The 26,329-nt window shown below is 65.9% G+C and carries 22 protein-coding genes; 14 read left to right on the top strand and 8 right to left on the bottom strand.

Going from position 1 to position 26,329, the window contains the following annotated elements; all coding sequences use genetic code 11:
- Window positions 1-193 precede the first annotated feature (193 nt).
- Complete coding sequence (locus BMI01S_RS17075) at window positions 194-1,237, top strand: alpha/beta fold hydrolase (protein WP_028230954.1); 1,044 nt, start codon at window positions 194-196, stop codon at window positions 1,235-1,237.
- A 92-nt stretch (window positions 1,238-1,329) separates the two neighbouring features.
- Window positions 1,330-1,737, top strand: coding sequence for a GFA family protein (locus tag BMI01S_RS17070; protein ID WP_028230953.1), 408 nt, complete (start codon window positions 1,330-1,332; stop codon window positions 1,735-1,737).
- A gap of 76 nt (window positions 1,738-1,813) precedes the next feature.
- Here BMI01S_RS17070 and BMI01S_RS17065 read toward each other — a convergent pair whose 3' ends face one another.
- The gene (locus BMI01S_RS17065; protein WP_028230952.1) at window positions 1,814-2,377 is read right to left on the bottom strand and encodes a thioredoxin family protein; all 564 of its coding nucleotides are present in this window, start codon (window positions 2,375-2,377) and stop codon (window positions 1,814-1,816) included.
- A 295-nt stretch (window positions 2,378-2,672) separates the two neighbouring features.
- Here BMI01S_RS17065 and BMI01S_RS17060 point away from each other — a divergent pair, with 295 nt between their 5' ends.
- The 10 genes from BMI01S_RS17060 (at window position 2,673) to BMI01S_RS17010 (ending at window position 15,913) form a co-directional block, all read left to right on the top strand.
- Window positions 2,673-4,454 carry a cytochrome c biogenesis protein DipZ gene (locus BMI01S_RS17060; RefSeq protein ID WP_028230951.1) on the top strand — a complete coding sequence of 594 codons (1,782 nt, stop codon included), beginning with the start codon at window positions 2,673-2,675 and terminating at the stop codon, window positions 4,452-4,454.
- 270 nt (window positions 4,455-4,724) lie between these two features.
- The gene (locus BMI01S_RS17055) at window positions 4,725-5,072 is read left to right on the top strand and encodes a DUF4148 domain-containing protein (protein ID WP_028230950.1); all 348 of its coding nucleotides are present in this window, start codon (window positions 4,725-4,727) and stop codon (window positions 5,070-5,072) included.
- A 31-nt stretch (window positions 5,073-5,103) separates the two neighbouring features.
- Window positions 5,104-5,892, top strand: coding sequence for an alpha/beta fold hydrolase (locus BMI01S_RS17050; protein WP_028230949.1), 789 nt, complete (start codon window positions 5,104-5,106; stop codon window positions 5,890-5,892).
- A gap of 113 nt (window positions 5,893-6,005) precedes the next feature.
- Entirely contained in the window at window positions 6,006-7,196 is a 1,191-nt protein-coding gene (locus BMI01S_RS17045) for an MFS transporter (RefSeq protein WP_028230948.1), read from the top strand.
- Between the two features lie 37 nt (window positions 7,197-7,233).
- The gene (locus BMI01S_RS17040) at window positions 7,234-8,634 is read left to right on the top strand and encodes an amidase family protein (RefSeq protein ID WP_028214857.1); all 1,401 of its coding nucleotides are present in this window, start codon (window positions 7,234-7,236) and stop codon (window positions 8,632-8,634) included.
- A 466-nt stretch (window positions 8,635-9,100) separates the two neighbouring features.
- Entirely contained in the window at window positions 9,101-10,495 is a 1,395-nt protein-coding gene (locus BMI01S_RS17035) for a spinster family MFS transporter (protein WP_042289949.1), read from the top strand.
- An 81-nt stretch (window positions 10,496-10,576) separates the two neighbouring features.
- Window positions 10,577-11,719, top strand: coding sequence for a porin (locus BMI01S_RS17030; RefSeq protein ID WP_028212429.1), 1,143 nt, complete (start codon window positions 10,577-10,579; stop codon window positions 11,717-11,719).
- Window positions 11,720-11,856: 137 nt separating this feature from the next.
- Window positions 11,857-13,251: a spinster family MFS transporter gene (locus BMI01S_RS17025; protein ID WP_081716031.1), complete on the top strand. Its 1,395-nt coding sequence runs from the start codon at window positions 11,857-11,859 to the stop codon at window positions 13,249-13,251.
- A gap of 39 nt (window positions 13,252-13,290) precedes the next feature.
- Entirely contained in the window at window positions 13,291-14,580 is a 1,290-nt protein-coding gene (locus BMI01S_RS17020) for an aromatic ring-hydroxylating dioxygenase subunit alpha (protein WP_028230947.1), read from the top strand.
- A 586-nt stretch (window positions 14,581-15,166) separates the two neighbouring features.
- The gene (locus BMI01S_RS17010) at window positions 15,167-15,913 is read left to right on the top strand and encodes a GntR family transcriptional regulator (protein ID WP_042289940.1); all 747 of its coding nucleotides are present in this window, start codon (window positions 15,167-15,169) and stop codon (window positions 15,911-15,913) included.
- 75 nt (window positions 15,914-15,988) lie between these two features.
- Here BMI01S_RS17010 and BMI01S_RS17005 read toward each other — a convergent pair whose 3' ends face one another.
- From BMI01S_RS17005 to BMI01S_RS16975, 7 genes are read right to left on the bottom strand one after another with little or no spacing between them, the layout of a single operon-like run.
- On the bottom strand, window positions 15,989-17,323 hold the full coding sequence (locus tag BMI01S_RS17005; RefSeq protein WP_028230945.1) for a 3-hydroxyacyl-CoA dehydrogenase: 1,335 nt from the start codon (window positions 17,321-17,323) through the stop codon (window positions 15,989-15,991).
- A gap of 13 nt (window positions 17,324-17,336) precedes the next feature.
- The gene (locus BMI01S_RS17000; RefSeq protein ID WP_028230944.1) at window positions 17,337-18,140 is read right to left on the bottom strand and encodes a crotonase/enoyl-CoA hydratase family protein; all 804 of its coding nucleotides are present in this window, start codon (window positions 18,138-18,140) and stop codon (window positions 17,337-17,339) included.
- A gap of 31 nt (window positions 18,141-18,171) precedes the next feature.
- Window positions 18,172-19,161, bottom strand: coding sequence for a PDR/VanB family oxidoreductase (locus tag BMI01S_RS16995; RefSeq protein WP_028230943.1), 990 nt, complete (start codon window positions 19,159-19,161; stop codon window positions 18,172-18,174).
- A gap of 24 nt (window positions 19,162-19,185) precedes the next feature.
- Complete coding sequence (locus BMI01S_RS16990) at window positions 19,186-20,424, bottom strand: Rieske 2Fe-2S domain-containing protein (protein WP_028230942.1); 1,239 nt, start codon at window positions 20,422-20,424, stop codon at window positions 19,186-19,188.
- Between the two features lie 2 nt (window positions 20,425-20,426).
- On the bottom strand, window positions 20,427-21,431 hold the full coding sequence (locus BMI01S_RS16985) for an amidohydrolase family protein (protein ID WP_028230941.1): 1,005 nt from the start codon (window positions 21,429-21,431) through the stop codon (window positions 20,427-20,429).
- 56 nt (window positions 21,432-21,487) lie between these two features.
- A complete protein-coding gene (locus BMI01S_RS16980; protein ID WP_028212436.1) occupies window positions 21,488-21,868 on the bottom strand; it encodes a RidA family protein in 381 nt (126 codons plus the stop codon).
- Window positions 21,869-21,906: 38 nt separating this feature from the next.
- Window positions 21,907-22,650 carry a GntR family transcriptional regulator gene (locus BMI01S_RS16975; protein WP_081723406.1) on the bottom strand — a complete coding sequence of 248 codons (744 nt, stop codon included), beginning with the start codon at window positions 22,648-22,650 and terminating at the stop codon, window positions 21,907-21,909.
- A gap of 314 nt (window positions 22,651-22,964) precedes the next feature.
- Here BMI01S_RS16975 and BMI01S_RS16970 point away from each other — a divergent pair, with 314 nt between their 5' ends.
- Both BMI01S_RS16970 and BMI01S_RS16965 read left to right on the top strand, forming a co-directional pair.
- Window positions 22,965-25,124, top strand: coding sequence for an acetate--CoA ligase family protein (locus BMI01S_RS16970; RefSeq protein WP_028230940.1), 2,160 nt, complete (start codon window positions 22,965-22,967; stop codon window positions 25,122-25,124).
- A 16-nt stretch (window positions 25,125-25,140) separates the two neighbouring features.
- The gene (locus BMI01S_RS16965; RefSeq protein ID WP_028230939.1) at window positions 25,141-26,322 is read left to right on the top strand and encodes an acyl-CoA dehydrogenase family protein; all 1,182 of its coding nucleotides are present in this window, start codon (window positions 25,141-25,143) and stop codon (window positions 26,320-26,322) included.
- The last annotated feature ends 7 nt before the right edge of the window (window positions 26,323-26,329 follow it).

The following is a 26,329-nucleotide window of genomic DNA, read 5'->3' as shown; positions in this document are numbered from 1 at the left end:
TTGGGATACAAAGCGGTTTCCCGGCTCAGGTATAAAGTCACCGAGGCGTTTTGCCCACCGCCACCAGCGCGCAATCGAGCGATTCAGGCGATTCGACTGATTCAAAACGATTCTCTCGCTTTGCGCTTGCTGGCGGATCAACGAGGCCAAGCCGTCAGGGCGCGGCCTGCATGCACAACAAGGAGAAGTGGTCATGTCAGATCCGGTCAACGTTCGGCGTCGTCGCCTTCTCGGCACTTCGCTTGCAGGCCTCACACTCGCGGACTTCGCATTCGGCGGTCTCGCACACGCGCAGTCGTCAGGCGGCACGGAAGGGAACACGCGCACGGGCAGTAGCGCATCGTTCGGCGCGATCAAGCAGATCGACGCGGGCCTGCTCAACGTGGGGTATGCCGAAGCGGGACCGAAGCATGGACCGGTGGTATTCCTGCTGCATGGCTGGCCGTACGACATCTATAGCTATGTCGAGGTTGCGCCGATGCTTGCCGCATCGGGTTATCGCGTGATCGTGCCGTATCTGCGCGGCTATGGCAGCACGCGCTTTCTTTCGGCCGACACGGCGCGTAACGGCCAGCAGGCCGTCACGGCGATCGATATCGTCGCGCTCATGGATGCGCTGAAGATCGATCAGGCGATATTCGGCGGCTACGATTGGGGCGCGCGTACGGCGAACATTATCGCTGCGCTGTGGCCCGAGCGCGTAAAAGGGCTCGTTTCGGTGAGCGGATATCTGATCGGCAGCCAGGAGGCCAACCGCAAGCCGCTGCCGCCGCAGGCCGAGTTGCAATGGTGGTACCAGTTCTACTTCGCGACCGAGCGCGGCGCGCAGGGCTACGCCGTGAATCGCGACGCCTTCAACAAACTGATCTGGCAACTCGCGTCGCCAAAGTGGAACTTCGACGACGCCACTTACGAGCGCAGCGCCGCGTCGTTCCAGAATCCGGACCACGTGGCGGTCGTGATTTCCAACTACCGCTGGCGGCTTGGGCTCGTGCAGGGCGAAGCGAAGTACGACAGCATCGAGCAGCGTCTCGCCGCCGCGCCGTCCATCACGGTGCCGACCATCACGCTCGAAGGCGACGCCAATGGCGCGCCGCATCCGGCGCCCGCCGCTTACGCGAAGAAGTTTACGGGCAAGTATCTGCACCGGAATATCGACGGAGGTATTGGCCACAATCTTCCGCAGGAAGCGCCCAAGGAGTTTGCGCAGGCGATTTTGCAGGTCACGCATCTGTGAGAGGGGCGTGATGAGAGGACTCCTGATTCACGATCGATGACATAATCAAGCAACCGTCATAAAACCGGGTGTAAACGGATCGGGAGAACCTCATGCAGCGTACATACCGCGGAAGCTGCCATTGCCAGTCGGTGAAGTTCGAAGCCCTGATCGATTTCAGCAAGGGCACGGGCAAATGCAATTGCAGCTTCTGCGGCAAGTTGCGGCTCTGGCTCGTCCAGGTTCGTCCGGAAGCATTCGTTCTGCTCGAAGGCGAAAGCGCACTGATGCAATACGAGGGGAAAAACCCGGTCGCCCATCATCCGTTCTGCAAACACTGCGGCGTGCATGTGTTCGACCGGATCGATATGCCGAATGGAACGGGCCACCCGTACGTCAACGTGAACATCATGTGCATCGACGACTTCGACTTGAACGAGGCCTTGAACGCACCGATTTCATACGCCAATGGTCTCGCGAACGATTGGGGTAATCCGCCTCGCGAAACGCGCCATCTTTGAATGGCAGTGCTGCTGCCGGCAACACATGGGGTGACGACCGCCGCCGCCCTTGCCAACGGGCGGCGGCGCGACGCCATTATCCTTGCTTGTCCTGAATGCCAAGCAGGCTGCGAATCTTCTGCTCGGTCTGCTCGTATTTCCCCTCGCCGAAGTGGGTATAAACGAGCTTGCCGTTCTGGTCGATGAGATAGACGGCCGGCCAATACTGGTTGCCGTACGCATTCCACGTCGCATAACCATTGTCCTGAGCGACCGGGTACGTAATCCCGTATTTCTGGATCGCTTTTTTCAGGTTCGCGGTGTCGCGCTCGAACGAATACTCGGGCGTATGCACGCCCACCACCACGAGTCCCTTGTCGCGATAACGCGCATCCAGTTCCTTGATGTGCGGGATCGTATGCACGCAGTTGATGCAGTCGAAGGTCCAGAAGTCGACGAGCACCACCTTGCCGTGCAGTTGTTTCAGATCGAGCGGCGGGCTGTTGAGCCAGGTATTGATGCCGGTGAAGTCGGGAGCCTGCGCGCCGGTTTGCAGCGCGGCCGAGCCGCCGGGCGGCTCTTCGCTTGAGGCGTACGCGGCAAGGCCGGCGGAGGCGGCGAGGCCGATTGCTACAGCGGCAATCTTGAGACGAGAGTTCATGAGGTGTTCTCCGTGTGTGGACCACGAGCGTATTGGAACGCTTCCGCGTATCTGGCTCGTGTCCCGGCGGCGGCACTGTTGCAACGTAATGTGTTGCGGCCGCGGCGCGATACGAAGAGATACAAATCGTGCGGACGCGAGAGCGCAGCGTCCGGTTCGTATCCGTCCTTGTCTGCGCCTCCGTGTGACACATGACGATGCATGAAGCACGCATTCCAGACATGCCCGCGATACATGAGCGCGCTGCAATACCGCACATGGCAAGTCCGCCGACATTCGTCTGGAGACCGAACTCATGTTACTCATCGTCATCGCGTTTGTGGGCGGTGCGTTCACCGTCCTGAGCCCGTGCATCCTGCCGGTCGTGCCATTCGTGTTCGCGCGCTCCGATCAGCCTTTCCTGACCGGCCGCCTGCCGTTGCTGCTCGGCCTCGCGCTCACGTTCGCGCTGCTGACGGGGCTTGGCGCCGCTGGGCTGAACGGCGCCGCGCAGTTGAGCCAGTATGGACGCTATATCGCGCTCGCGCTGTTCGCGGTGTTCGGCGCGGCGCTGCTCTTTCCCGCGCTGGCCACGCGTCTGTCCGGTCCGCTCACGGCGCTCGCCGACCGTTTCATGACGCGCTCGCTAGACGATGGCGCGTCGCGCCGCATCGGCTCCGCCGTGCTGCTCGGCGCGGCGACGGGGCTCCTCTGGGCGCCCTGCGCCGGGCCGATCCTCGGCCTCGTCCTCACCGGCGCGGCCCGGCATGGCGTGACCTGGCAGACGTGGGCCGCGCTCGCGGGCTATGCCTTGGGCGCCGCCAGCTCGCTCGCGGTGGTGGCGGCCCTCGGTCAGCGCGCAATGGCCGCGCTCAAGCGCTCGCTGGGACTTGGCGAGCACGTGCGACGCGCGTTGGGCGCGCTCGTGCTTCTCACCGTCGGCGCGATCGCGCTGGGCGTGGACACGCGCCTGCTCGCGTTCGTGCCGGGCGCGCCGACTAATGGCGTCGAATCGCGCCTCGTCGGTTTGCTTGCGACGTCTGCCGCGGCGAGAACGGCGAAGGCTCAGGCTTCCGCGCAACGCGCCCCGATCGTTCGCATATCGATGCCGACCCCCGCATCCGCGCTGCCGGTGGAAGGCCGCCTGCCAACGCTCGATGGCGCGAACGCGTGGCTCAATTCCGCGCCGCTCACGCCAGACGCGCTGCGCGGCAAGGTCGTGCTGGTCAACTTCTGGACCTACTCGTGCATCAACTGTTTGCGAACCTTGCCGTATCTGAAGACGTGGGCCGACCGCTATCGCACTGACGGCCTCGTGGTGATCGGCGTGCACACGCCTGAATTCGGCTTCGAGCACGACGCGGGCAACGTCGAGCGCGCGCTGGCGGACTTGAAGATTCGCTATCCCGTCGCCGTCGACAGCGACTACCGCATCTGGCAAGCCTTCGGCAACCAGTACTGGCCGGCGTTCTATCTCGTCGACGCGGAGGGCCGGGTCCGCTATCACCACTTCGGCGAGGGCGACTATGCGCAGGCGGAGCAGGCGATCCGGCAGCTGCTGGCGGACAACGGCCGCGCGATGCCCGCGGCTGCAACGCAGGCGCAGCAGCAGGCGAGCGGCGCGCTGGCCCCCGCGGACCCGCGCGACATCGGCTCGGGCGAAACCTATGTGGGGTATCGCGAGGCGCAGGGCAACGCCAACCCGCGGCGCGTCCAGCCCGATACGGCCGCGGCCTACACGTTGCCTGCGCAGCTCGGCTTGAACCAGTGGGCGTTCGGCGGCCAGTGGAACGTGGGCGCCGAGTCGGCCGTGGCAGGCGCGGCGCAGGCGGGCATCGTCTATCGCTTCCATGCGCGCGACCTGCATCTGGTGCTCGCGCCGGGCGACGACGGCAAGCCCGTGCGTTTTCGCATTCGCATCGATGGCGCGCCGCCTGGCGCCGCGCATGGCGCCGATGTCGCCGCGGACGGCACCGGCATCGCCACCCGCGCGCGGCTGTATCAGCTCGTGCGCCAGTCCGGCTCCATCGAGGATCGCACCTTCGAGATCCGCTTCCTCGACCCGGGCGTGCACGTCTACAGCTTCACGTTCGGATGAGCGGCGCATCGCGCCGCCCGAAGCAGACAACGCCGCCGTGCCTTCGGCAGCGTTTGCTTTGCGCTGCACGGTTCGGTGCCTGAGAGGTTTTTGTAGCGCAATGTATCTGCCCACGAGTCGGACACGTTCGGATGCAAATGCGCCCTGAACGCAAACACGGTAGATACATCGCGGCGTTCAAATACCTCTACGCCAGCTCGATACACCGCTAGCGCCGAACCGAATCAGCCTTGATTCAAATTGCTGTCCACCTCACTTCTGGAGAATGTCATGAAAGCCCTCAAGCTCTTCGCCCTCGCTGCTCTCGCCGCCGCCCCGGCTCTCTCTTTCGCCCAGTCGAACGAGCCTGTCACGCGTGCCCAGGTGCGCGCGGAACTCGTCCAGTTGCAGCACGCGGGCTACAACCCGGCAGCCGACTATACGCAATACCCGAGCAACATCGAGGCGGCGCTGGCGCGCGTGGAGGCAGTCCAGGCCCCTTCGCAAGCCGCCTCGTCTTCGTACGGCGGCGTCGTGGGCGCATCGTCGGAAGCGGGCTCGACGCATCGCGACGCCCACGCCGCGCGCGGCGCGCAGGACGATGTGCCCGGCCTCGGCCCGATCTACGCGCATTCGTAATCGCGTCCCGACAACGAGAGAGAACGAAACGATGGCTACGATCAAGCAGATTTTCACTTCCATGGCGCTCATCGGCGGAATGTTCGCGTTGCAGCCCGCGCACGCCGCGCCGCCGCAGGACCTGAAAGGCACGAACGTCGTGCTCGTGCACGGCGCGTTCGCCGACGGCTCCAGCTGGAACCGCGTGATCCCGCTGCTCGAAGCGCGCGGCCTGCACGTCGTGGCCGTGCAGAACCCGCTCAGCTCGCTCGCCGACGACACGGCCGCGACGAAGCGCGTGATCGACCAGCAGAACGGCCCGGTCGTGCTGGTCGGCCATTCGTGGGCGGGCGTCGTGATCAGCGAGGCGGGTAACGACGAGAAGGTGAAATCGCTCGTGTACGTGGCGGCCTTTGCGCCCGACAACGGCCAGTCGATCGCCGATATCACGCAGGGTCAGCCGCCGGCGCCGTGGGCCGGCGAATTGCGGAAGGACTCGGCGGGCTTCCTGACGCTCTCCGACAAGGCGATCCGCGCCGACTTCGCGCCCGACCTGCCGCCCGCGCAGCAGCGCATCGTGGCGGCCACGCAAGGGCCGTGGTTCGGCGGCTGTCTGTCGCAGCCGGTCACGCAGGCCGCGTGGCACGACAAGCCTTCCTGGTTCGTTGTGACCGCGCGCGACCGCATGATCGACCCGGCGCTCCAGGCGTCGATGGCCACGCATATCGGCGCGAAGGTGACACGCGTGAACGGTAGCCACGTCTCGCTCCTGAGCCAGCCGAAGGCGGTCGCCGACGCGATCATCGACGCTGCGGAGCATGCGCAGCACGACGCGCAGTGATGTCGTGACAACGGCCGCATGCACTTTCATCGCACGCGAGGAGCACCTCAATGCAGCGCTCGGTACAGGGACTGATAATCTGGGCACTTCCGCCATCGTCCGGAAGTCCCGCCGTGCGCCCATTCAGTGCCGTCTTCATGCTCGTCGGCGTCCTGCTCGCATCGGCGGGCTATGGCGCGACGTTCCTCTTCTCCATGCACGTGAGAGCCATCGGCGGAACCGACATCCATACCGGCGTGACGCTGGCGGGCGCCGCGCTCGGCACCTTCGCGGGCGTGTCGCTCACGGGATGGGTCGCCCAGCATGTCGGTGCGGCGCGCATGTCCGCGCTCGCGGCGCTCTGCGTAGGCGCTGGCGTGGCGAGCTTCGCGCTCATCGAGCGCGTGAGCGCATTCGACGTCGTGCCGGGGTTCCTCGTGGGCTTCGGCTGGGGCGCATTCTGCCTCGCGGCGCCTCTCGCGCTCGCCGAGCGCACAAGCGATGCCGAGCGCGGCCCGTGGTTCCTGCGCTTCGCCACCATGCAGATGACGGGCATCGGCGGCAGCCCGGCGCTCGCCGGATTCGCCATCCGGTTCTGGCGCATGCCGCTCGGCGGCGTGCTGTGCGCAATCGGCGGCCTGTGCGTGATCGCGGCCGTGATGCTCGAAATCTTCGGCCGGATCGCGCCGCAAGTGCGCGGGCGCGAGTCAACACATGAATCGCCCGCGCCGGATTCATGGTTCTCGAAGCTGGGCGCGATCGTCCGCACGCGCGCGGTCTATCCCATCGTCATCATCGCGCTGGGCGGCTGCGTGTTCTCGGGCCTGATGACGTTCCAGATGTCGCTCGTGCAAGGCACCGGGGCGAAACCGACCACTTTCTTCAGCGTCTATACGGTGACGGTCATCGCGACGCGCTGGCTGCTTGCGCGCGTCGTCGTCAAGATGCGCCCCGGAACCGCGACGAAACTGCTGCTCGCCATGATGGTGCTGGGCAGCGCGGCCATGTTCGTCGTGCCGTTTCACGTACTGTTCCAATCGGCGTCGGCGCTGCTGCTGGGTACGGGATACGGGCTCGCGTATCCGATCGTCCAGCTCCAGGCCGTCAACGATTCCGTTGCCGCGCATCGCCGCGCCGCGCTCACGTGGTTCGTCGCGGCGTATTTCATCGGCGCGTTCGGGTTTCCGGGCGTCGGCGGCTGGGTGCTCGTCCACGGCGGCAGGGAAGCGCTGCTCGCCCTCATCGCGGCGTGCGGGCTAGCGGCGCTCGCACTGGCGGTCCTGCGCGACAGGCGGCGCATCGAAACGTTTTCTGCAAGCGCGTGAACACCCACTCTCAATCCGACCATTGAACGGAGGGATCGTGACTGAACTATGGCGTTTATCGGCAACCGCACTCGCCAAGCGCGTTCGCGCGCGCGAAGTGTCGGCACGCGAGGCCGCGAAGGCCGCGCTCGATCGGCTCGAGGCCGTCAACCCGCTCATCAACGCGGTGATCGACTATCGGCCCGAGTGGGTCTACGAACAGGCCGACAGGATCGACGCCGCCATCGCCCGCGGCGAGGACGCGGGTCCGCTGGCGGGGGTGCCCGTCACCACGAAGATCAATGTCGACCAGGCGGGTTTCGCCACGACGAACGGCACGCCCCTGCAGAAGGATCTGATCGCGCAGGTCAACAGCCCGGCCGTCGAAAATCTCGTGCGCGCGGGCGCCGTGCTGCTTGGGCGCACCAACTCGCCGACCTTCGCGCTGCGCTGGTTCACGAGCAACCAGATCCACGGACACACGCGCAACCCGCGCAATCCGTCGCTCACGCCGGGCGGCTCGAGCGGCGGCGCGGCGGCGGCGGTGACGGCCGGCATCGGGCATGTCGCGCTCGGCACGGACATTGGCGGCTCGGTCCGCTATCCGGCGTATGCGTGCGGCGTGCACGGCCTGCGGCCCAGCTTCGGGCGCGTGCCGGCGTTCAATGCGTCGTCGCCCGAGCGGCCGATTGGCGCGCAGCTGATGTCGGGCGCGGGCCCGATCGCGCGCACGGTCGAGGACCTGCGCGTGGCGCTCGCCGCGCTCGCGGCGCCCGACCTGCGCGACCCCTGGTGGGTGCCGGCGCCGCTGACCGGCCCCGCAACGCCGCTGCGCGCGGCGCTCTGCCTGCGCCCTGGCGGCATGACCGTCGCAAAGGAGGTGGAGGACGCGTTGCTCGACGCCGGCCGCCGACTCGCGGACGCGGGCTGGCGCGTCGAGCAGATCGACGACGTGCCGCTGCTGCGCGACGCCGCCGAGGTGCAGGAGCGCCTGTGGCTTGGCGACGGCTTCCCGGCGCTCGCCGAAGCCGTGGCGCGCGATGGCGATCCGGGCGCGCAGGCCGTGGTGGACGGCATGCGCGCCAAGGTCGCGGCGATGCCCGAGAACGCGGTGGTCAAGTCGCTCGTGCGGCGCACGACGCTCACGCGCGAATGGCGCCTGTTCCTGTCGCAGTACCCCGTGCTGCTGCTGCCGGTTTCCGGCGAACTGCCGTTCGCCGACGACCTCGACCGGCAAGGCGCGGCGGGTTTCCGGCGGGTATGGGATGCGCAGTTGACCATGCGTGCGTTGCCGGCCATGGGCTTGCCGGGGCTCGTCGTTTCGACGGGCATGGTGAGGAGCGTGCCGGTGGGCGTGCAAATCGTGGCGGGGCACTTCCGCGAAGACTTGTGCCTGCTGGCGGGCGAGGCGATCGAGGCGCGCGGCGCGCCGCCGTCGCCCATCGACCCGGCCATGTGAGCCGGGTTGGGCGCGGTCCTGGTGGGGGCCGCGCTGTTTCTCCTCTTTCACAAGGCTTGAGCGTGCCTTTCAATAGAATAAAAACAGAGCCCGGCCCTCGATATGCCACGACGCTTTCTCGTTTCGGGCAAAGCAAATTCGTTGCGTGAGCAACGAATCGATGTATCCTGCATCTAATCATCCCATCTGCTTGCGTGGCCGGTCCCATCGACGGCCACTTCGACGGCTCCGCCGCCGCAATCGCATTGGCCCGCGGGCATTCGCGCCCGGCATGACGCGTCCCGTGTCCAGCGGGCACATTGATCAGACGAGTTTCCCTAAGTGAAAACGATGATGACTTTGGCGCGAGTTATTCTTGCGCGCCCAAAAGTTATGCTAGAGAATCCTTTAAAAATCCCACAGACGCTTTGTGGCATACAAACGGCGAGCGACCTGCTACCTGACGCTCACCTCGGAGACACCACAAATGAAGGAACTGACCGCCCAGAACGTGGGAGCCAGGTCTGAAGCCGGCTGGTATCGCAGCTGGTTCCTGCTGCTTCTCGTTTTGATCTACGCATCGAGTTTCGTCGACCGCATCATCATCGCCGTCGTGGGTCAGGCGATGAAGATCGATCTGAACCTGAGCGATCTGCAGCTGGGTCTGCTCAACGGGCTTGCGTTCTCCATCTTCTATTCGCTGCTCGGCCTGCCGATCGCGCGCATTGCGGAGCGGTTCAATCGCGTCGCGCTGATCGCGCTTTCGATTGGCGCGTGGTCGATCATGACGGCGCTGTGCGGCACGGCCGGCGCCTATTGGCAGTTGCTTCTGTACCGCCTTGGCGTCGGCATTGGCGAAGCGGGCAGCACGCCTACCGCGCACTCGCTGATTTCCGATCAGTTCGGCCCGCGCCGCCGCGCAAGCGCGCTCTCCATCTATGCGCTCGGGCCGCCCATCGGCGTGCTCGCCGGTGCGCTCGGCGGTGGCCTGATGGTCCAGCACATGGGCTGGCGCCCGGTGTTCTTCGTGGTCGGCCTGCCGGGGCTCATCTTTGGCCTGCTCGCCTGGATCACGCTGCGCGAACCGAAGCGCGGCGGGGCGGAGGAGGGCGGCATGCACGCCGCGGCTGCGGTACCGCCGCTGCGCGAGGTGCTCAAGGTCCTGTTCGGCAGCCGCGCGTTCGTGCAGATGCTGCTCGGCACCGTGATCGGCGGATTCGCGCAGTACGGCATCAACCTGTTCATCCCGGTTTACCTCAACCGCGTGTATGGCCTCAGCTTCGCGCAAGCCGGCCTGATCTTCGGCCTCATGATCGGAGTGGGCGGCATTGTCGGCAACATGCTCGGCGGCCTGCTCGCCGACTCGTTGGGCGCGGGCAACCGCCGCTGGTATGCCTGGGTGCCGGCGCTCGGCACGGCCATTGGCTTCCCGCTCGTCGCGTTCGCCTTCACGCTGGGGGAATGGCCCGCCGCCGTGACGCTGATCTTCATCGCCACCGTCATGCTGAGCATGTGGAACGGCCCGACCTTCGCAGTCGTGCACGGCATCGTCGAACCGCGCATGCGCGCCACGGCATCGGCCTGCGTGTTCCTGCTCATGAATCTCGTGGGCCAGGGCCTCGGCCCCACAACCGTAGGATTCCTGAGCGACCGGCTTGCCTCGCGCTTCTTCACGCAGGGCCAGTTCAAGCTGGTTTGCGCGGCGGGCGGCCCGCACGGTCCGCATGGCGCGGCAGCGGCGGTGCAGGGGCCGTTCGCGGCGGCGTGCCACGACGCCTCGGCCTACGGCATTCGTTACGCGATGCTGGCCGTGAGCGTGGTGCTGCTGTGGTCGGCCGCGCATTACTTCCTCGCCTCACGTCATCTTTCTCGCAGCAAGTAGTTCGTAGCCGTCGGCAGCCGACGGAAATAGACCGGCAATAAAAAGCGGGCGCCAACGCCCGCAACACACGGAGATCGTCAAGTGAAGAAGAAGGTATTGGCGGGCGCGATAGCGGCCGCAATCGCGGGAGGCGCGCACGCGCAAAGCAGTGTGACGCTGTACGGGATCATCAGCGATGGCCTCACCTATGTGAACAACGCGGGCGGCCACTCGCTAGTCAAGCTCGATGACGGCATCAACCAGGCATCGCGCTGGGGCCTGCGCGGCGTCGAGGATCTCGGCGGCGGCCTGAAGACGATCTTCACCCTGGAGAACGGCTTTTCGCTGAACACGGGCACCGCGAGCCACGGCGGCGCGCTCTTCGGGCGCCGCGCTTTCGTGGGGCTGCAGAGCACGACGTTCGGTACGCTGATCGCCGGCTACGATTACGATTTCATCTACGACTACGTCTCTTACTACACCAACGTCTCGCAGTTCGCGCCGTCCTACGCGTTCCACGGTGCTTACGACATCGACCGTCTCGCGGGCGAGCCGGTGAGCAACATGGTGCGCTACGAAACGCCGACCTGGCACGGCGTCACGGCGGGCGTGATGTACGGCTTCAGCAACATTCCGGGCGCCTTCGCGGGCACGCCGACGGGCAACCCGCGCGTGATTAGCGCGGGCGTGAAGTTCAGCCCGACCGGCACGTTCAACGCGCCTTACTCGGGGTCGCTCACGTACACGAAGACGCAAGGCGGCAACGCGGCGCGCGGCGTGGGCACGATGGCGCAGGTCGCGCTCAATGCGCAATCGATCTATACGATCGCGGCGGGCGGCATGTATAGCCTGACCGATGCGTGGTCGATCAACGGCGTGTACACCTACACCAATGCTTCGCACAGCCCGCGCGGCGTGGTGACCGTGAGCGCCTATGAACTGGGGACGAGCTACCGGTTCGGACCGGCGCTGACGGTGGGGGGTGGCTTCACGTACGTGGACCAGCACAAGCTCGGCAAGTACGACCTCTACACGGCGGGCGTGGACTATCGGCTCTCGAAGCGCACCGACGTCTATGTGTTCGGTGTCTTGCAGCACGCCTTCGCGGGCCAGAAGTTCGCGGACAACTTCCTTGTCTCGACGCCGTACTCGGTGCCGGGCCCGGGCGGCTCGCTGTTCGGCAACAACGCCTCGACCACGGCCAACCAGCTGGCTGTGCAGGTCGGTATCCGCCACCTCTTCTGACGTTTTCGCGACGCGCCGGTGAAGGGAATGAGAGCCTGGAATCCGGCGCATTTTTTTAGGTATCCTATCTGACACGTGAGGTAGTTCAGGCTGGCTTGTTTGTGTGCCCGCCATTGACGCCTGGAGGCGACGCGTTCATGGAAAACGTCGGAAAAGCACTGCCCGCTGTTGGGGTCAAGAGCGGATCGAGGTATCGTGCATGGCTCCTGTTGATGTTGAGCCTTATCTACGCATCGAGTTTCATCGATCGCATTTTCATCGCTGTGGTAGGGCAGTCGATCAAGGTCGACATGAACCTGAGCGACCTGCAGATTGGGGTTCTGGGCGGCCTCGCTTTCTCGCTGTTCTACGCGACGCTGGGCATCCCGATGGCCCGGCTCGCCGACCGGATGAGCCGCGTTACGCTGATATCCCTGTCGATTGCGGCATGGTCGGTGATGACCGTGCTGTGCGGCATGGCGGGCAATTTCGCGCAGTTGCTGCTGTACCGGCTTGGCGTCGGTATCGGTGAAGCTGGCAGCACGCCCACGGCGCATTCGCTGATCTCGGACGAGTTCCCCGAGGGACGCCGCGCCACCGCCATGGCCATCTATGCGCTCGGTCCTCCCCTGGGCGCGATCGGGGGCGCGATCGGCGGGGGCATGATTGCACAGCATTTCGGCTGGCGTCCGGCCTTCTGGGTCGTCGGCGTGCCGGGCCTGATCCTCGCCGTCATTGCGTACCTCAGCCTGCGCGAGCCCGAACGAGGTGCCATGGACCGAATTTCCACCGTCGAAGCACAGCGCAATGCCTCGTTGGGCACCATCGCTGCGATCCTCTTGCGTAGCCCGTTGTTCGTGCAACTGCTGCTGGGAACGGTAGTCGGTGCGTTTGCCCAGTACGGCATCAACCTGTTCATTCCTGCGTATCTGACGCGTGAATTCGGCCTGAATGCAGCGCAGGCCGGCATGACGTTTGGTCTCACAATCGGCGTTGGGGGCGCGATCGGCACGACCCTAGGCGGATGGATTGCCGACAGGGCCGGAGCCAGCGACAAGCGCTGGTACGCCTGGGTGCCGGCGTGGGGCACGCTGCTTGGGCTCGTGCCAGTCTCCCTCGCGTTCATGCAGTCCGACTGGCATATCGCGGCGGCGTTGCTGTTTGTCGCCACGATCCTGCTGAGCTCCTGGAACGGCCCGACATTCGCTGCGATCCACGGCCTCGTTGCGCCGCGCATGCGCGCCACGACTTCGGCGTTCGTATTTCTGATGATGAACTTCATCGGCCAGGGCGGAGGTCCGACTTTCATTGGATTCCTTAGCGATCGCATTGCCACGCATCTGTTCACGGACGGTGATTATTCGAAGGTTTGCCGGATCCCGCATGGCGCTCATGGTGCGTTCGGGGCGGTGGCGAACTCGCCGCTCGCGCATGCCTGTGCGGATGCCTCGTCGAGAGGTCTGCGCTACGCGATGCTCGCTATGAGCTTGCTCCTCTTATGGGCGGCGTTCCACTACTTTCGCGCCGTGCGCCACGTCGACAAATCGCGTTGATCCAGACGTCGTCCAGTCACAACTACGAGCGAAATCATCATGCTTACCGAAGAACAGAATCGCCAGCTCACCGAGGTTGGGCCAGGCACGCCGATGGGCGAGTTGATGCGCCGGCACTGGCACCCGATCGCCGGCATTGACGAACTCGAGCGCGAGACGATCAAGCCCGTGCGCCTGCTTGGCGAGGAACTGGTTCTTTACAAGGACATGGGCGGACACTACGGCCTGATGGAGCGCTACTGCGCGCATCGCGGCGCCGACCTGGCATACGGCTTTGTCGAGGAACACGGTCTGCGCTGCAACTATCACGGCTGGCAATACGATCATGGCGGCCGGTGCGTCGCGCAGCCTTACCAGGACCTGGTGGCGCCGCAGGGCACCATGCGCGAGCGGATCAGGCTGAAGGCCTATGAAGTCCGTGCGTGCGCCGGCTTGCTGTGGGCCTATCTCGGTCCTCAACCGGCGCCTCAGCTTCCGGATTGGGAACCGTTCCACTGGCGCAATGGCTTCGTGCAGGTGGCATTCGCGAACGTGCCCTGCAACTGGCTGCAGACTCAGGAAAATTCCATCGATCCACTGCATTTCGAGTGGATGCACGCCAACTGGGGACGTCGCCTGCGCGGTGAGCGCGATTATGCACCGGCGCATCTCAAGGTGGCGTTCGAGGAATTCGCGCACGGCTTCATCTATCGCCGTGTGACCGAGGATACTGACGAATCGCATCCGCTCTGGACGGCTGGTCGTGTCTGCCTCTGGCCCAACGGATTCTTCCTCGGGGATCACTTCGAGTGGCGGGTGCCCATCGACGGCGAAAATACGCTCAATGTGACCTGGTCGTATATACGCGTGCCCCGCGAAGCCGAGCCCTATGTCCAGGAGAGTATTCCGACCTGGCACGCGCCGGTCACGGATCCCCAGACCGGAAAATGGATCAGCTCGCACGTGATCAACCAGGACATCATCGCCTGGTGCGGACAGGGGCGCATCGCAGACCGTACCCGCGAAAACCTGGCTGCCAGCGACGCGGGCATCTTGATGATTCGCCGGCAGTACTTCCGGGACATGGAAGCCGTAGCGCAGGGGCGTGATCCGAAGGGCGTGCTGCGGGAGCCTGCCGCCGCGCAGGGCATTGCGTTGCCCTGCGGAGACTGGCGAGATTTCTTCGCGAACAGCCTGCCTCGCAGCGAGTATGAGCGTCATCCCAAGTGGAGCAAGCTACTGCATCACTTCCTGTTCCATCCGGGGCAGCCCCAGGCAGTCCGCCGCGCGTGCGAAGCGGCCACTGGGGTGATGATGAAAGATGTCGAGAGCGCGGCCGTGGCGGTTTGACGTTGTCCATGGGCTCGACCCAGGCGCCTACGCGCTGATGTCGCTTATCCAGGCCGCGGTTGTCGCAGCCGCGGCGCATGCCCCGGAGAGCACGCTGATCGGTGGCGGATCGTCGATCGAAGCGTCCCGTCTCCCGGCAGATTTCGTGTCCCATCGGAGGCACTTAGTCCTGGCGTGCATTCCATCAGCGCCAGAGCGAGCATGCACTTCTACGAAGGCCATTGAGCCAGGGTGATGCGACGGTGCACATCCGAACGGACCCTCGAATCCGGCGCATGTTTTTTGGATCACTGATTGAATGCCGACAAAGGAAGCCAGCCAGGAGCGGGCTTTTTGGCGTCTTGCGTCGCTTGTGCGGGCCCACACCGAACTCGCAGATGCGTTCGAAGACATTGGCCGCCTGTCCCCAATTGCCGCGTGCGAAGTGGAGGTCTCGATGAGGGCCTCTAGCGCAGCGCAGGCGCCGCATTGGGGTAACACACAGTTGGGCGTTTGGTATACCTCCAAGGTATGATATGCATTTTGAACGCCGCTGGCCGCATCGCGCCGCCAGCGCGGCCCTTCGAACCCAACAGTCAGCCATTCAATGAGTCAGCCACCCAAACTGAGCCGTTCGGCCGAAATCAAGGCGCTCCTGGAATCGGAAATCGAGCGAGGCGAACTCGTGCCCGGCGCGGCGCTCGACGAGCGCGCGCTAGCGGCGCGCTTCAACGTCTCGCGCACGCCCATCCGCGAGGCGCTCCAGCAGCTCGCCGCGCAGCAGTACGTGCAGATCGTGCCGCGCCAGGGCGTGTTCGTGACCAAGATGACGGTCCCGCAGCTGCGCGACATGCTCGAACTCCTGCACGAGCTGGAAGCCGTTTCCGCGCGCCTCGCCGCCCGCCGCATGAACGACGAGCAGCGCGTCGAGCTGCAGCGCACGATCGACGAAGGCGTGGAAGCGCTGAACCAGAGCGACGCCCGCCGTTTCGCGCGCAGCAACGCCGAATTCCACGAAGTGATTTGCCAGGCATGTCATAACGATTATCTGGCCGAGCAGATCCGCGCGATCCGGCGCCTGATCTCGCGCTACCGTCCCAAGCTCTTTCTCGCGCCGAGCCGCCGCGAGAAGGTGATCGCCGATCACCAGCGCCTCGCGCAGGCGCTGCTCTCGGGCGACGAGGCAACCGCCGAGGAAGTCATGGCCCAGCATTCGCCGGGCGGCGACGCGGGCTTTTCCGAATTCCTCGCCACACTGCCCGCGGAGTTTTTCAACGACGCGCCGATGGTTCATTCGCGCGAGGCCGCCGCGGTGGAAACAGGTCCGGTCAACGGCGAGCACGACGAAGAATGATCGAGCGAGGCGGGTGGTCCGCCTCGCTCGATGCACAGAAACGCGCCCTGCAAGCGGGCGCGCCAGGGGAAGCGATCAAAGGTCGGCGAAGCGGCCGTTTCGGGCCGCGAGCTTTTCGAGCAGTGGCGCCGGCTTCCACCAGTAGCCATACGCTTCGTAAAGTCGCTTGACGTCCTCGTAGACGTTCGCGAGGCCGATCTGGTCCGCGTAGTACATGGGGCCGCCGCGATGCGCGGGAAACCCGTAGCCCGTCACGTACACCACGTCGATGTCGCTGGCGCGCAGGGCAACGCCCTGTTCCAGCAGCTTCGCGCCTTCGTTGATCATGCCGTACACGCAGCGCTTGACGATCTCTTCGGCGGAAATCGGGCGGCGCGTGATGCCAAGGCGCGCCGACTCCTCCACGATGAAGCGCTCGAGTTCCTCGTCGCGCTGCGGCTCGCGGCTGCCAGGCTCGTAGCGATACCAGCCCTTGCCGCTCTTCTGGCCGAGGCGCCCCATCTCCACTAGCTTCATGATGAGATCGTTCCAGCGGCGGTCGGTGGGGCGCGTCGCCATCTGCGCCTTGCGCGTCTGGTAGCCCACATCGTTGCCGGCCATGTCGTGCACCGCGAAAATGCCCATCGCGTAGCCGAAATCCTTGAGCGCCGCATCGACCTCGTGCGGCAGCGCGCCGTCTTCGACAAGAAAGTGCGCTTCGCGGTTGTAATTGCGAAAGAGCGCATTGCCGATGAAGCCCGGATAGATGCGCGCGAGGACCGATACCTTGCCCATGCGGCGGCCGAGATCCATGAGCGTGGCGATCACGTCGTCGGCGGTTTGCGCGGCGCGCACGACTTCGAGCAGGCGCATGACGTGGGCGGGGCTGAAGAAGTGCGCGCCCACCACATCGGCGGGGCGCTTCATCACGGCGGCGATTTCGTCGATGTCGAGACCCGACGTGTTGGTGGCGAGTACGGCGCCCGGTTTTGCGTGGACGTCGAGCTCGCGGAAGATGCCTTGCTTGAGCGCGAGGTCTTCGAACACCGCTTCGATCACGATATCGGCGTCTTTTACGTCGGCAATCGCGAGGGAGCCCGTGATGCGCGCGAGGCGCTCGTCGCGCAAGGCGGGGTCGAGCTTGCCGCGCTTCACGCTGCTCTCGTAGTTGTCGCGGATGCGGGCGAGGCCGCGCGCGAGGCCATCCGCGGTCGCGTCGATGAGCGTGACGGGAATGCCCGCGGCGGCCAGCGCCATGGCAATGCCGCCGCCCATGGTGCCCGCGCCGATCACGGCGGCCTGCGCGATGGGTCGCGGCGTGGCATTGCCGACGGGAATCTGCGCGGCCGTTTTCTCGGCCGCCTTCACATGCGCAAGCGCCGCTTCACGCGCCGCTGCCTCCTGCGGATCCAGTTCGTTTGCTGCATTCATGGCTTGGTGCACCTCATGCGTTGGTCTTGTGAGCGTCAGGACGTTCGAGCGGCTTCGCCTTGCCGTCCACGAATTCCTGCAAGCGTTTTGCGGTTTCGGGCGAGCGCGCCATGTTCGAGCTCATGTATTCGAGGAAGAGGCCGTCCTCGTGCGAGAGGTCGTTCACGCGCGGCAGCAGGTTGGTGATGCGCCAGTTCGTGTCGGGTGCGTTCTGCGCGATTTTCGCGGCGAGTTCCTTCGCCTTGGCGAGCGCTTCGCCCGCGGGCGTGACATAGGTGACGATATGCTCGCGCAAGCCCTCTTCGGCCGAGAGCAGGCGGCCCGTGAGCATCAGATCCGCCATGACGGTGTAGCCGATCACGCGCTGGATGCGCACCGTGCCCCCGCCGCCCACGAAAATGCCGCGCTGGCCTTCGGGCAGGCCGAAGAACGCGGTCGTGTCGCCCACGCGCACGTGTGCGGCGGTGGCGAGTTCGAGGCCGCCGCCCACCACGGCGCCGTGCAGGGCAGCGACGAATGGAATGGGCCCCCGCGCGATGATGTCGAACACTTCGTGCCACGAGTGGCGCCGGCGCTTGCGCGGCGGCGCGCTCTGGCCGCTCGCGCGCGCGAGCGCTTCGCGCAGATCGAGGCCCGCGCTGAAGTTGCCGCCGTGCCCGAACAGCACGCCAACGTCGGCCTCTTCGCCCGCGCGCAGCACGGCGGCGCGCAACTGCGCGATCACGTCTTCGTTGATGGCGTTGCGCTTGTCGGGGCGGTTCAGCCCGATCAGCGCGACCTGGCCATCGAGTTCATAGGTAACCAGCATTTCGCTCATTCTGGATTCCGCTTCAATTTCGTTAGAGGTATTAAAGGTCGAGCACGAGGCGCCCGCTCTTGCAGCGCGACACGCAGACCTGCATGACCTTGCCCCCCGCCTTCTCCGCTTCGGAAAGGTAGGTGTCGCGGTGGTCGATCTCGCCGCTGCACACGTTGGTCGTGCACAGGCCGCAGTAGCCCGAGCGGCAGTCGTACATCACGTCCGTGCCGTTTTCGATGAGCGTGTCGAGCAGCGATTTGTCGGCGGGCACGGTGAGCCGCTTGCCTGACGACTTCAGTTCGACTTCGAAGGCCGTGTCGCCTTCCTGAGGCGCGGCCTCGGTGAACAGTTCGTAGTGCAGATCGCCCTCGTGCCAGCCGCGCTTGCGCGCCGCCGCGAGCACCGCGTCGATCATGCCTGCCGGACCGCAAACATAGATCGGCTGGTTCACCTGCGCGCCGTCGAGCAACGCGTCGATCGAGAGGCGCGTGGCGGGATCGTCGTCGGCGTGCAGCGTGAGCTTGTCGCCCGCGAGCGCGCGTAGTTCATCCACGAAGGGCAGCGCCTCGCGCGTGCGGCCGCTGAAATGGAGCGCGTAGTCACGCTGCTGCGCGGCCAGCGCGCTCGCCATCGAGATGATCGGCGTAATGCCGATGCCGCCCGCGACGAGCAGCACGCGCGGCGGCGCGGCAAGCGGGAAGTGGTTGACGGGCGCACGCACGCAGAGCGTCGCGCCGACCGCCAGCGCGTGCATGTGGCGCGAGCCGCCGCGGCCTTCGTCCTCGCGGCGAATGCCGAGCCGGTACGCCCGCACGCCGTTGCGCGGATCGACGGCGAGGTCGAGATGGATCAGCGAATACGAGCGCCACTGCGGCGCGCCGCCCGCCGTCGCGGAAGGAATCTCGACCTGGAGGTGCGCGCCCGGCTCGAAGCCGGGTAGCAGCGCGCCGTCGTGGGCTTCGAGCGTGATCGACTTGATGAGCGAAGTCGGGGCGTCGATCGCGGCGACGCGCAGCGTGAGAAGCAGGGGAGCAAGCATCGAAGTCATTCCGGCAACATGGGATCAGGCAGTCTCGACCAGCGAGCGCCAGTCGGCGCCCGCGGGCAGCACGCCGCCAATGGAAATCGCACGCGAATAGTCCAGCTCGGGGCTGTCCGCGAGCGTGGGCGTTTTGCCGGCCATGAACTCGCGCGCCGATTTGAGCAGTTGCGCACGCACGCGCAGCACGGCGCCGTCGGCGGAGCAGAGTTGCTCGGTGGTGCGGTCGGCGATGGGGCCTTGACCCAGGAACATCGCGAAGTCTTCGGTGCCCAGATGCTGGTGGAAGCCCGTGGCATGGCCGCGCCTCATGAGATCGCGGTTCTGGCCGAAGCCGGTTTCGCGCGTGCCCGGCGGCAGCGGCGGGAAATTCCAGACATCGGGCGTGGCCGACATCACCGTCATGCCGAGCTTGCGCGTGGGGTTGAAATGCACGAACCACGCGCGGTGCGTGACGTCGTCCACGGGCGTCGAGAAGAACACCGTGCTCGGGCTGTTCGCATCCGGTGCGCAGATGATGCCGTACCACGGCATCACGAAGTTGTTCACGCGCGCGTAGACCTTATCGTCGGGCAGGTCGCGCAGCGCCGCGTAGCGATAGCCGTACGGGCGCTCCTCGAATTCGAGGCGGGGCGCGAGCGCCTTCGTCATGTGCATGCGTTCGTTGCCGCCGCCCGCCGTGATCTGCGTGGTCGATTCATGCAGCACGCCCACGTGCGACGAGTCCATGGAAGCTTCCACGCCCTGCACCCAGTTGGTCGGCACTTCGACGCTCGTAACCGAGCGCTGGTTGGCGGGCAGCTGCGTGAACGGGAGGTCGGGAAAGCGCGGCGGCGTGTCGCCCTTGCCGAGCCACACCCACACGATGCCGCCGCGATCTTCCACGCCGTACTGGCTCGTCTTCACGCGCTTGCAGAACTGCGCCTGGTCGCCCACCTGGTTCGGCGCCTCGATCACCTCGCCCTGCACGTTCATTTTCCAGCCGTGGTAGATGCAGCGCAGGCCGTTGCTCTCGTTGCGCGCCATCATCATCGATGTCTTGCGGTGCGGGCAAAGCTCGTCGATCAGGCCGGCTTTGCCGTCGGTCGTGCGAAACGCCACGTAGTTGCTGCCCAGCAGGCGCACCAGCACGGGCGCACCGTCTGCCTCCAGCTTTGCCGAGGGCACGGCCGGAATCCAGTAGTGCTGGCGGATCATTTCGCCCATGGGCGCGCCGTTTTCGACGCGCGTGAGCAATTCGTTTTCTTCGGCGGTCATGGCCATGTTCAGGCCTCCTGATAGTGGCGGAACGCGCGCGGATAGACGCGCTGGCAGTTGCATTCGAACACGTTGCGGCGCTGTTCTTCGGTGAGCCATTCGATGCTTTCGATCACCGGCTTCATGTCGTCGTAATCGCGGCCCGAGATCGGGTCGCGCGCGCTGCCGGTGCCCGGCTTTTCGGTGCCGAACAGCACGTTGTCGGTGCCGGCCACCTTGAGCAGCAGGTCGATCGATTCCTTCGAGTAATTGCAGGTGTCGAAGTAGAGCTTGCGCAGTTGCTCGTCGAAGCTTTGCGGATGGTTACGGCGCACGGCCCACGAACGAAAGCGGCCCATCTGGTAGGGAATCGCGCCGCCGCCGTGGCCGACCACGATCTTCAGGTTCGGGAATTTCTGGAAGACATCCGATTCGAGCAGCGAGATGACCGCGATGTTTTCTTCGTTGATGAACTTCAGCGTGTACGACTCGCGCGGGCTGCAGCTGCCGGCCGAGTGGATCAGCGCGGGCACGTCGAGCGCCGTCATCGCCTCATAGAGCGGATACCAGAACGGATCGCCGAGACCCGCTGGCGTCGGGCCTTCGCCTTCGGTCGGGTCCGGGTTCAGCAGGCATCCCACGAAGCCCAGTTCGTTCACGCAGCGCTCGAGTTCGGCCACGACGCGCACTTCCGGCGACTCGTTCATGAATTGCGGCAGGCCCGCCACGCCGCGGAAGCGGTCGGGGAACATCGCGACGAAGCGCGCGATCAGGTCGTTGCAGTGGCGCGACCATAGCTCGGCCACACGCGCGGGCTTGACCGAATGCATCTGCAGGTAGGGGCGCGGCGAGATGAACTGCACGTCGGTGCCGACCGAGTCCATGCTGCGCACGAGTTCTTCGGCGACCTTGCGCACCGAGGCGTCGGGAATGTTGGGCCGGGTGGAGGGGTTGGCGCGCCCGCCGATCAGCTCGGCCATGTAGCGGAAGCTCTCGGGCGGCATGACGACGTGGGCGTGGGAATCGATGATCACGTTGGAACCTTTTCGAATTGAGGGAATGGGTTGCGTGGGAGAAATTGGCGGGCCGCTCAGGACGACGCCACGGCCATGACTTCGAGTTGCAGGACCATGCCGTGCTGAAGGTCGTGCACGACGACATGGCGCGCGGGGCGCTGGGCCGGGTCGGGCCAGCGCACTAGCCAGTGCGCGTTGAGGTGCTCGCGCACGCTGTCGTCTTTCACGTACACGGCGAGCTTGACGACATCCGCGAGCGTGGCGCCGCCCGCGTCGAGAAAGCGTTCGAGGTTGTCGAACGCGAGGCGTGCCTGGTCCGCGGCCGAGGCGGCGAGCTTGCCCGTCGCCGGGTCCTTGCCGGCGATCGCCGACGAGCACAGCACGTTGCCGACGCGTGCGCCCACGGGGATCGGGGCGTTGTGCGCGAGGCCTGGGACGTCGATGGAGCGGGGCATGTTGTCTCCGTGGTAATTGTTCAGGATGACCTGGCTTCTCAGTCGGTGCCGAAGTCGAAAAAGTGACGCGGCACGGCCGCGAGGAACTCGGAAAAGCCGGTGGTGCCCGCGGGAACGTGGCGCCGCATCACGTCGGCGGCCTTCGCTTCGTCGCCGGCCTGGATCGCGCGGGCAATCTCGAAGTGCTCCTGCAGCGAGCGGCTGATCTGGCTGCGGTTGCGCAGGTCGGCCACGCGGTAGCGCGCCGACTGGCGGCGCGCCGCGCGGATCTGATCGGCGAGGCACTCGTTGCGGCTGCCGTCGTAAATGGTGTCGTGAAAGGCCTCGTTGGCGCGGGCGTATTCGCTCGCGTCGCCTTCCACCGCGGCCTGCTGGCACGCCATCAGCGCGCGGTCGAGCGCTTCGTGCAGGGTGTCGCTCGCGCGCCGTGCACAAAAGCGCGCGCACAATGCCTCCAGTTCGCCGATGTATTCGAGCATCGAGCGCACTTTCGCGATGGACAGGCGCGCCACGGTGATGCCCTGGCGCGGCGAGATCAGCACGAGGTCGCGCGCCGCCAGATGCTGAAGCGCCTCGCGCACCGGCGTGCGCGACACGTTGAAACGCGCCGCGAGCGCGCGTTCGTCGATCGGCATGCCCGGCGCGAGCTGGCCGTTTTCGATCTCGGCCTGCAGGGTCTCGCGAATGTCGTTCGCGAGACTGGCTCGCATGCGCGGCGCGGCAGCGTGCAGGTCGGGCGCGGCGCCCTGGTGCTCGACGGGCAGATCGACTACAGGTTTCATGGGAGGGCGGGTTTGATCGGTGGTCGGATGCCTAGAATATACCAATTCGAGTTCGTGGTATTCAAGATGGTAATTTTCTTATACATCCTGTCCTGCTGCGGGATAGCCACTTTGTCCGTGCAAAAACTACGCAAAATCAAGTGCATATACCGAACGTGCCAGGCCGCGGCAAGTGCGCTAGGGGAAAACACTAGCCATCAAAACCCACCTCTGGTGTATTGAGAATGCGGTTCTGGTATGCCAGAATGGCTACCAATCGAACTGATCCCGGTAAGCCAGCGCCGGGATCGCCAATCAAGAAGAGGCATGACCTGATGAGTAAGTCACTCTCCGAAGCCGATGGCGTGTTGTCCGTCGACCGCGTGCTGAAGCCGCGCTCGATTGCGATCGTCGGCGCTTCCGCCGACCCGCGCTCGTTCGGCAATTTCGTGCTGCAAAACCTGGAGCGCTTCGGCTACGCGGGCGAGGTCCATCTCGTCTCGCGCAGCAGCCAGGAAATCAACGGCCGCCCCTGCGTGAGCAGCGTGGATGCGCTGCCCGAAGGCGTCGATCTCGCCGTGCTCTGCATTCCCGAGGCCGGTGTGCTCGACGCCGTGCGCACTCTGGGCGCGCGGGGCACCGGCGCGGCGGTGATCTTCGCGTCGGGCTATGCCGAAGCCGGAGAAGAAGGCCGTGCGAAGCAGCAGGCGCTGACGGAGGCCGCGAACGCAGCGGGTATCGCGCTCATCGGCCCCAACTGCATGGGCTTCACCAACTTCGAAGCCGGCGTGCCGGTCACCTTCGAGGCGCTCTCGCCGTATCCGTGCGCAGGCCGCAAGGGCGTGGGCGTGGTTGCGCAAAGCGGCGCCATGGCCGCGAATCTGCGCGACGCCTTCATGGGGCGCGGCGTGCCGATCACGGTGGCAGCTTCGACAGGCAACGAAGCCGTGCTGGGCATCGAGGACTATCTCGCCTGGTTCATCGCCGATGCGCAAACGAGCGCGATTGCGGTCTACGCCGAGCAGGTGCGCCGCCCTCAGACCTTCCTCGCGCTGGCGCGCGAAGCGCGCGCGGCGGGCAAGCCGATCGTCATGCTGATGCCGGGCAAGAGCGCGCGGGCGCGCGAAGCGGCACAGTCGCATACGGGCGCGCTGGCGGGCGACCACGCCACGGCGAGCGTGCTGCTCGCCCGCGAAGGCGTGGTGGTGGTCGATTCGCTCGACGAACTGTTCGACACCACGACCATCCTCGCGCGCTTTCCGGTGCCCCCTGCTGCAGGCACCGCCGTGATGACGGCATCGGGCGCGGTGAAGAACATCACGCTCGACTTCGCCGACGACATTGGCCTCACCTTGCCGCCGCTCACCGAGCCGACCCTGAAGAAGCTCACCGGACTGCTGCCCGACTTCGCCGTGGCGGACAACCCGCTCGACTACACGACCATCGGCGTGCGCAATCCGGGGCTGATCGGCGAGCTGATCGACACCGTGCTCGCTGACCCGAACATCGGCAGCCTCGTGCTCTCGATCATGGGCGGCCCGCCCATCGCCCAGCGCGACAAGGCGGACCACCTGGTGCCGGCGCTTGCGCGCGCAACCAAACCCGCTGTGCTCGCAGTGATGGGCGACAACAACGCGCTGCAGCCGTTCTTTGTCGAGGCGATTGCCCAAAGCGGCGTGCCGTTTTTCCGCTCGCCCGACCGCGCGCTGCGCGCGTGCGCCCGCGTGGCGGCCTATGGCGAATCGCTGCAGCGCGCACAACGTGCGCAAACCGCGCCGCCCCCCGCAATCCCGCTGCCAGGAGGCGTGCCGGCCAACGGCATTTACGCCGAGTATCAGGGCAAGCAATGGCTCGCCGCCGCGGGCCTGCCGGTGCCGCCGGGACGTCTCGCGAAGACGCTGGACGAAGCGCTGAGGATCGCAGATGAAATCGGCTATCCGGTAGTGCTGAAGGCGCAGGCGAGCGAGCTGCCGCACAAGAGCGACGTGGGCGGCGTGGTGGTCGGCCTCGCCGATGCGGCCGCGCTGCGCGCCGGCTGGGACAAACTGCACGCGAGCGTGGCCGCGCATCGTCCTGAACTGGAACTCGACGGCGCGCTCGTCGAGGCAATGGGCCCGCGCGGTCTCGAACTCGTGGTGGGCGCGAAGCGCGACGCCGAGTGGGGCCCGGTCGTGCTGGTGGGCCTTGGCGGCATCTGGATCGAGGCGCTCAAGGACGTGCGCCTGATTCCCGCCGACATGGCCGAAGCCGACATCGTCGTGGAACTGCGCCGCCTGAAGGCCGCGGCGCTGCTCGACGGCGTGCGCGGCGCGCAAGGCGTGGACGTGGCCGCCATCGCCAGGGCCGTGGCCGCGATCGGCGCGCAGATGCGTGCGAACGAGGCGATCAACGAAATCGACGTGAACCCGCTCGTCGCGTACCCCGACCGCGTGCTCGCACTCGATGCGCTCGTCGTTTGCGGCTCGCACGGCGGCCATGGCGGCTCGCACCACTGATAAGGACAATGAATCAATGAGACTGGAATTCTCCGCAGAAGACGAAGCGTTCCGCGCCGAGGTGCGCGAGTTCGTCAGGACGCACCTGTCGCCGCGACTCAAGCGCAAGGCCGAACTGGGCCTGCGGCTGGAGCGCGCCGACTATGTCGAGTGGTACACGCACCTTTACGAGCGCGGCTGGATCACGCCGTCGTGGCCGAAGGAGGCCGGCGGACCGGGCTGGACGCCGCTGCAGCGCTATATCTTCGACGAAGAAACGCTAACAGGCGGCGCGCCGCGCATCATCGCGAGCGGCATCAACATGCTCGGCCCCGTGCTCAACGCGTTCGGCACGCCTGAGCAGAAGGCACGCTACCTGCCCGGTATCCGCCGCAGCGAAACGTGGTGGGCGCAGGGTTTCACGGAACCGGGCGCGGGCTCGGACCTCGCGAGCGTACGCACGACGGCCGTTCTCGACGGCGACCACTTCGTCGTGAACGGGCACAAGGTGTGGACCTCGTACGCGCATTGGTGCGAGATGATGTTCGCGCTCGTTCGCACCGACCCGCATGCGAAGCCGCAGGAGGGCATCTCGTTCCTGCTCATCGACATGAAATCGCCGGGCGTCGAGCTGCGCCCGATCCGCATGCTCGAAGGCGGCACCGATCTCAACGAGGTCTATCTCGACAACGTGCGCGTGCCCGTCGGAAACCTCGTGGGCGAGCTGAACAAGGGCTGGTCGTACGGCAAGTATCTGCTGGGTCACGAGCGCACCGGCATTGCCGGCATCGGCTCGTGCAAGCAGCAGCTTGCCCGCGCGAAGGCGCTCGGCAAGCAGCAGGGCCTCGCGGGCGATCCGCTCTTCGAGGCGCGCGTGAGCCGCTTCGAGATCGAGCTGATGGCGCTCGAATTCACGGGCCTGCGCATGCTCAGCGCGAACCAGCAAAGCCGCGTGCCGGCCGTGGAGGCATCGATGCTCAAGGTGCGCGGCACCGAGCTGCGCCAGGCGATCTACGCGCTGCTCGCGGATATCGCCGGTCCCGAAGGCATTGCGTTCGACCAAGCCGCGCTGCTCGACCAGGCGGGCCACGAACCGCCGAGCCCCGAGGAACTCATCGCCGTCGCGGCCAATTACTTCGACGCGCGCAAGCTGTCGATTTACGGCGGCACGAACGAAGTGCAGCGCAACCTGATCAGCCGCGCGTTCTTCAACGCCTGAAGCGGGA

Source organism: Paraburkholderia mimosarum LMG 23256 = NBRC 106338 (assembly GCF_000739815.1).
In the GTDB taxonomy this organism is placed as follows: Bacteria; Pseudomonadota; Gammaproteobacteria; order Burkholderiales; family Burkholderiaceae; genus Paraburkholderia; species Paraburkholderia mimosarum.
This window is presented reverse-complemented; position numbering and strand designations above follow the sequence as displayed.

Excerpts from the sequence above, each read along its gene's own strand:
- BMI01S_RS17075 (WP_028230954.1), top strand. The coding sequence starts at position 194 with ATGTCAGATCCGGTCAACGTTCGGCGTCGTCGCCTTCTCGGCACTTCG.
- BMI01S_RS17070 (WP_028230953.1), top strand. The coding sequence starts at position 1,330 with ATGCAGCGTACATACCGCGGAAGCTGCCATTGCCAGTCGGTGAAGTTC.
- BMI01S_RS17065 (WP_028230952.1), bottom strand. The coding sequence starts at position 2,377 with ATGAACTCTCGTCTCAAGATTGCCGCTGTAGCAATCGGCCTCGCCGCC.
- BMI01S_RS17060 (WP_028230951.1), top strand. The coding sequence starts at position 2,673 with ATGTTACTCATCGTCATCGCGTTTGTGGGCGGTGCGTTCACCGTCCTG.
- BMI01S_RS17055 (WP_028230950.1), top strand. The coding sequence starts at position 4,725 with ATGAAAGCCCTCAAGCTCTTCGCCCTCGCTGCTCTCGCCGCCGCCCCG.
- BMI01S_RS17050 (WP_028230949.1), top strand. The coding sequence starts at position 5,104 with ATGGCTACGATCAAGCAGATTTTCACTTCCATGGCGCTCATCGGCGGA.
- BMI01S_RS17035 (WP_042289949.1), top strand. The coding sequence starts at position 9,101 with ATGAAGGAACTGACCGCCCAGAACGTGGGAGCCAGGTCTGAAGCCGGC.
- BMI01S_RS17025 (WP_081716031.1), top strand. The coding sequence starts at position 11,857 with ATGGAAAACGTCGGAAAAGCACTGCCCGCTGTTGGGGTCAAGAGCGGA.
- BMI01S_RS17020 (WP_028230947.1), top strand. The coding sequence starts at position 13,291 with ATGCTTACCGAAGAACAGAATCGCCAGCTCACCGAGGTTGGGCCAGGC.
- BMI01S_RS17010 (WP_042289940.1), top strand. The coding sequence starts at position 15,167 with ATGAGTCAGCCACCCAAACTGAGCCGTTCGGCCGAAATCAAGGCGCTC.
- BMI01S_RS17005 (WP_028230945.1), bottom strand. The coding sequence starts at position 17,323 with ATGAATGCAGCAAACGAACTGGATCCGCAGGAGGCAGCGGCGCGTGAA.
- BMI01S_RS17000 (WP_028230944.1), bottom strand. The coding sequence starts at position 18,140 with ATGAGCGAAATGCTGGTTACCTATGAACTCGATGGCCAGGTCGCGCTG.
- BMI01S_RS16995 (WP_028230943.1), bottom strand. The coding sequence starts at position 19,161 with ATGCTTGCTCCCCTGCTTCTCACGCTGCGCGTCGCCGCGATCGACGCC.
- BMI01S_RS16990 (WP_028230942.1), bottom strand. The coding sequence starts at position 20,424 with ATGGCCATGACCGCCGAAGAAAACGAATTGCTCACGCGCGTCGAAAAC.
- BMI01S_RS16980 (WP_028212436.1), bottom strand. The coding sequence starts at position 21,868 with ATGCCCCGCTCCATCGACGTCCCAGGCCTCGCGCACAACGCCCCGATC.
- BMI01S_RS16975 (WP_081723406.1), bottom strand. The coding sequence starts at position 22,650 with ATGAAACCTGTAGTCGATCTGCCCGTCGAGCACCAGGGCGCCGCGCCC.
- BMI01S_RS16970 (WP_028230940.1), top strand. The coding sequence starts at position 22,965 with ATGAGTAAGTCACTCTCCGAAGCCGATGGCGTGTTGTCCGTCGACCGC.
- BMI01S_RS16965 (WP_028230939.1), top strand. The coding sequence starts at position 25,141 with ATGAGACTGGAATTCTCCGCAGAAGACGAAGCGTTCCGCGCCGAGGTG.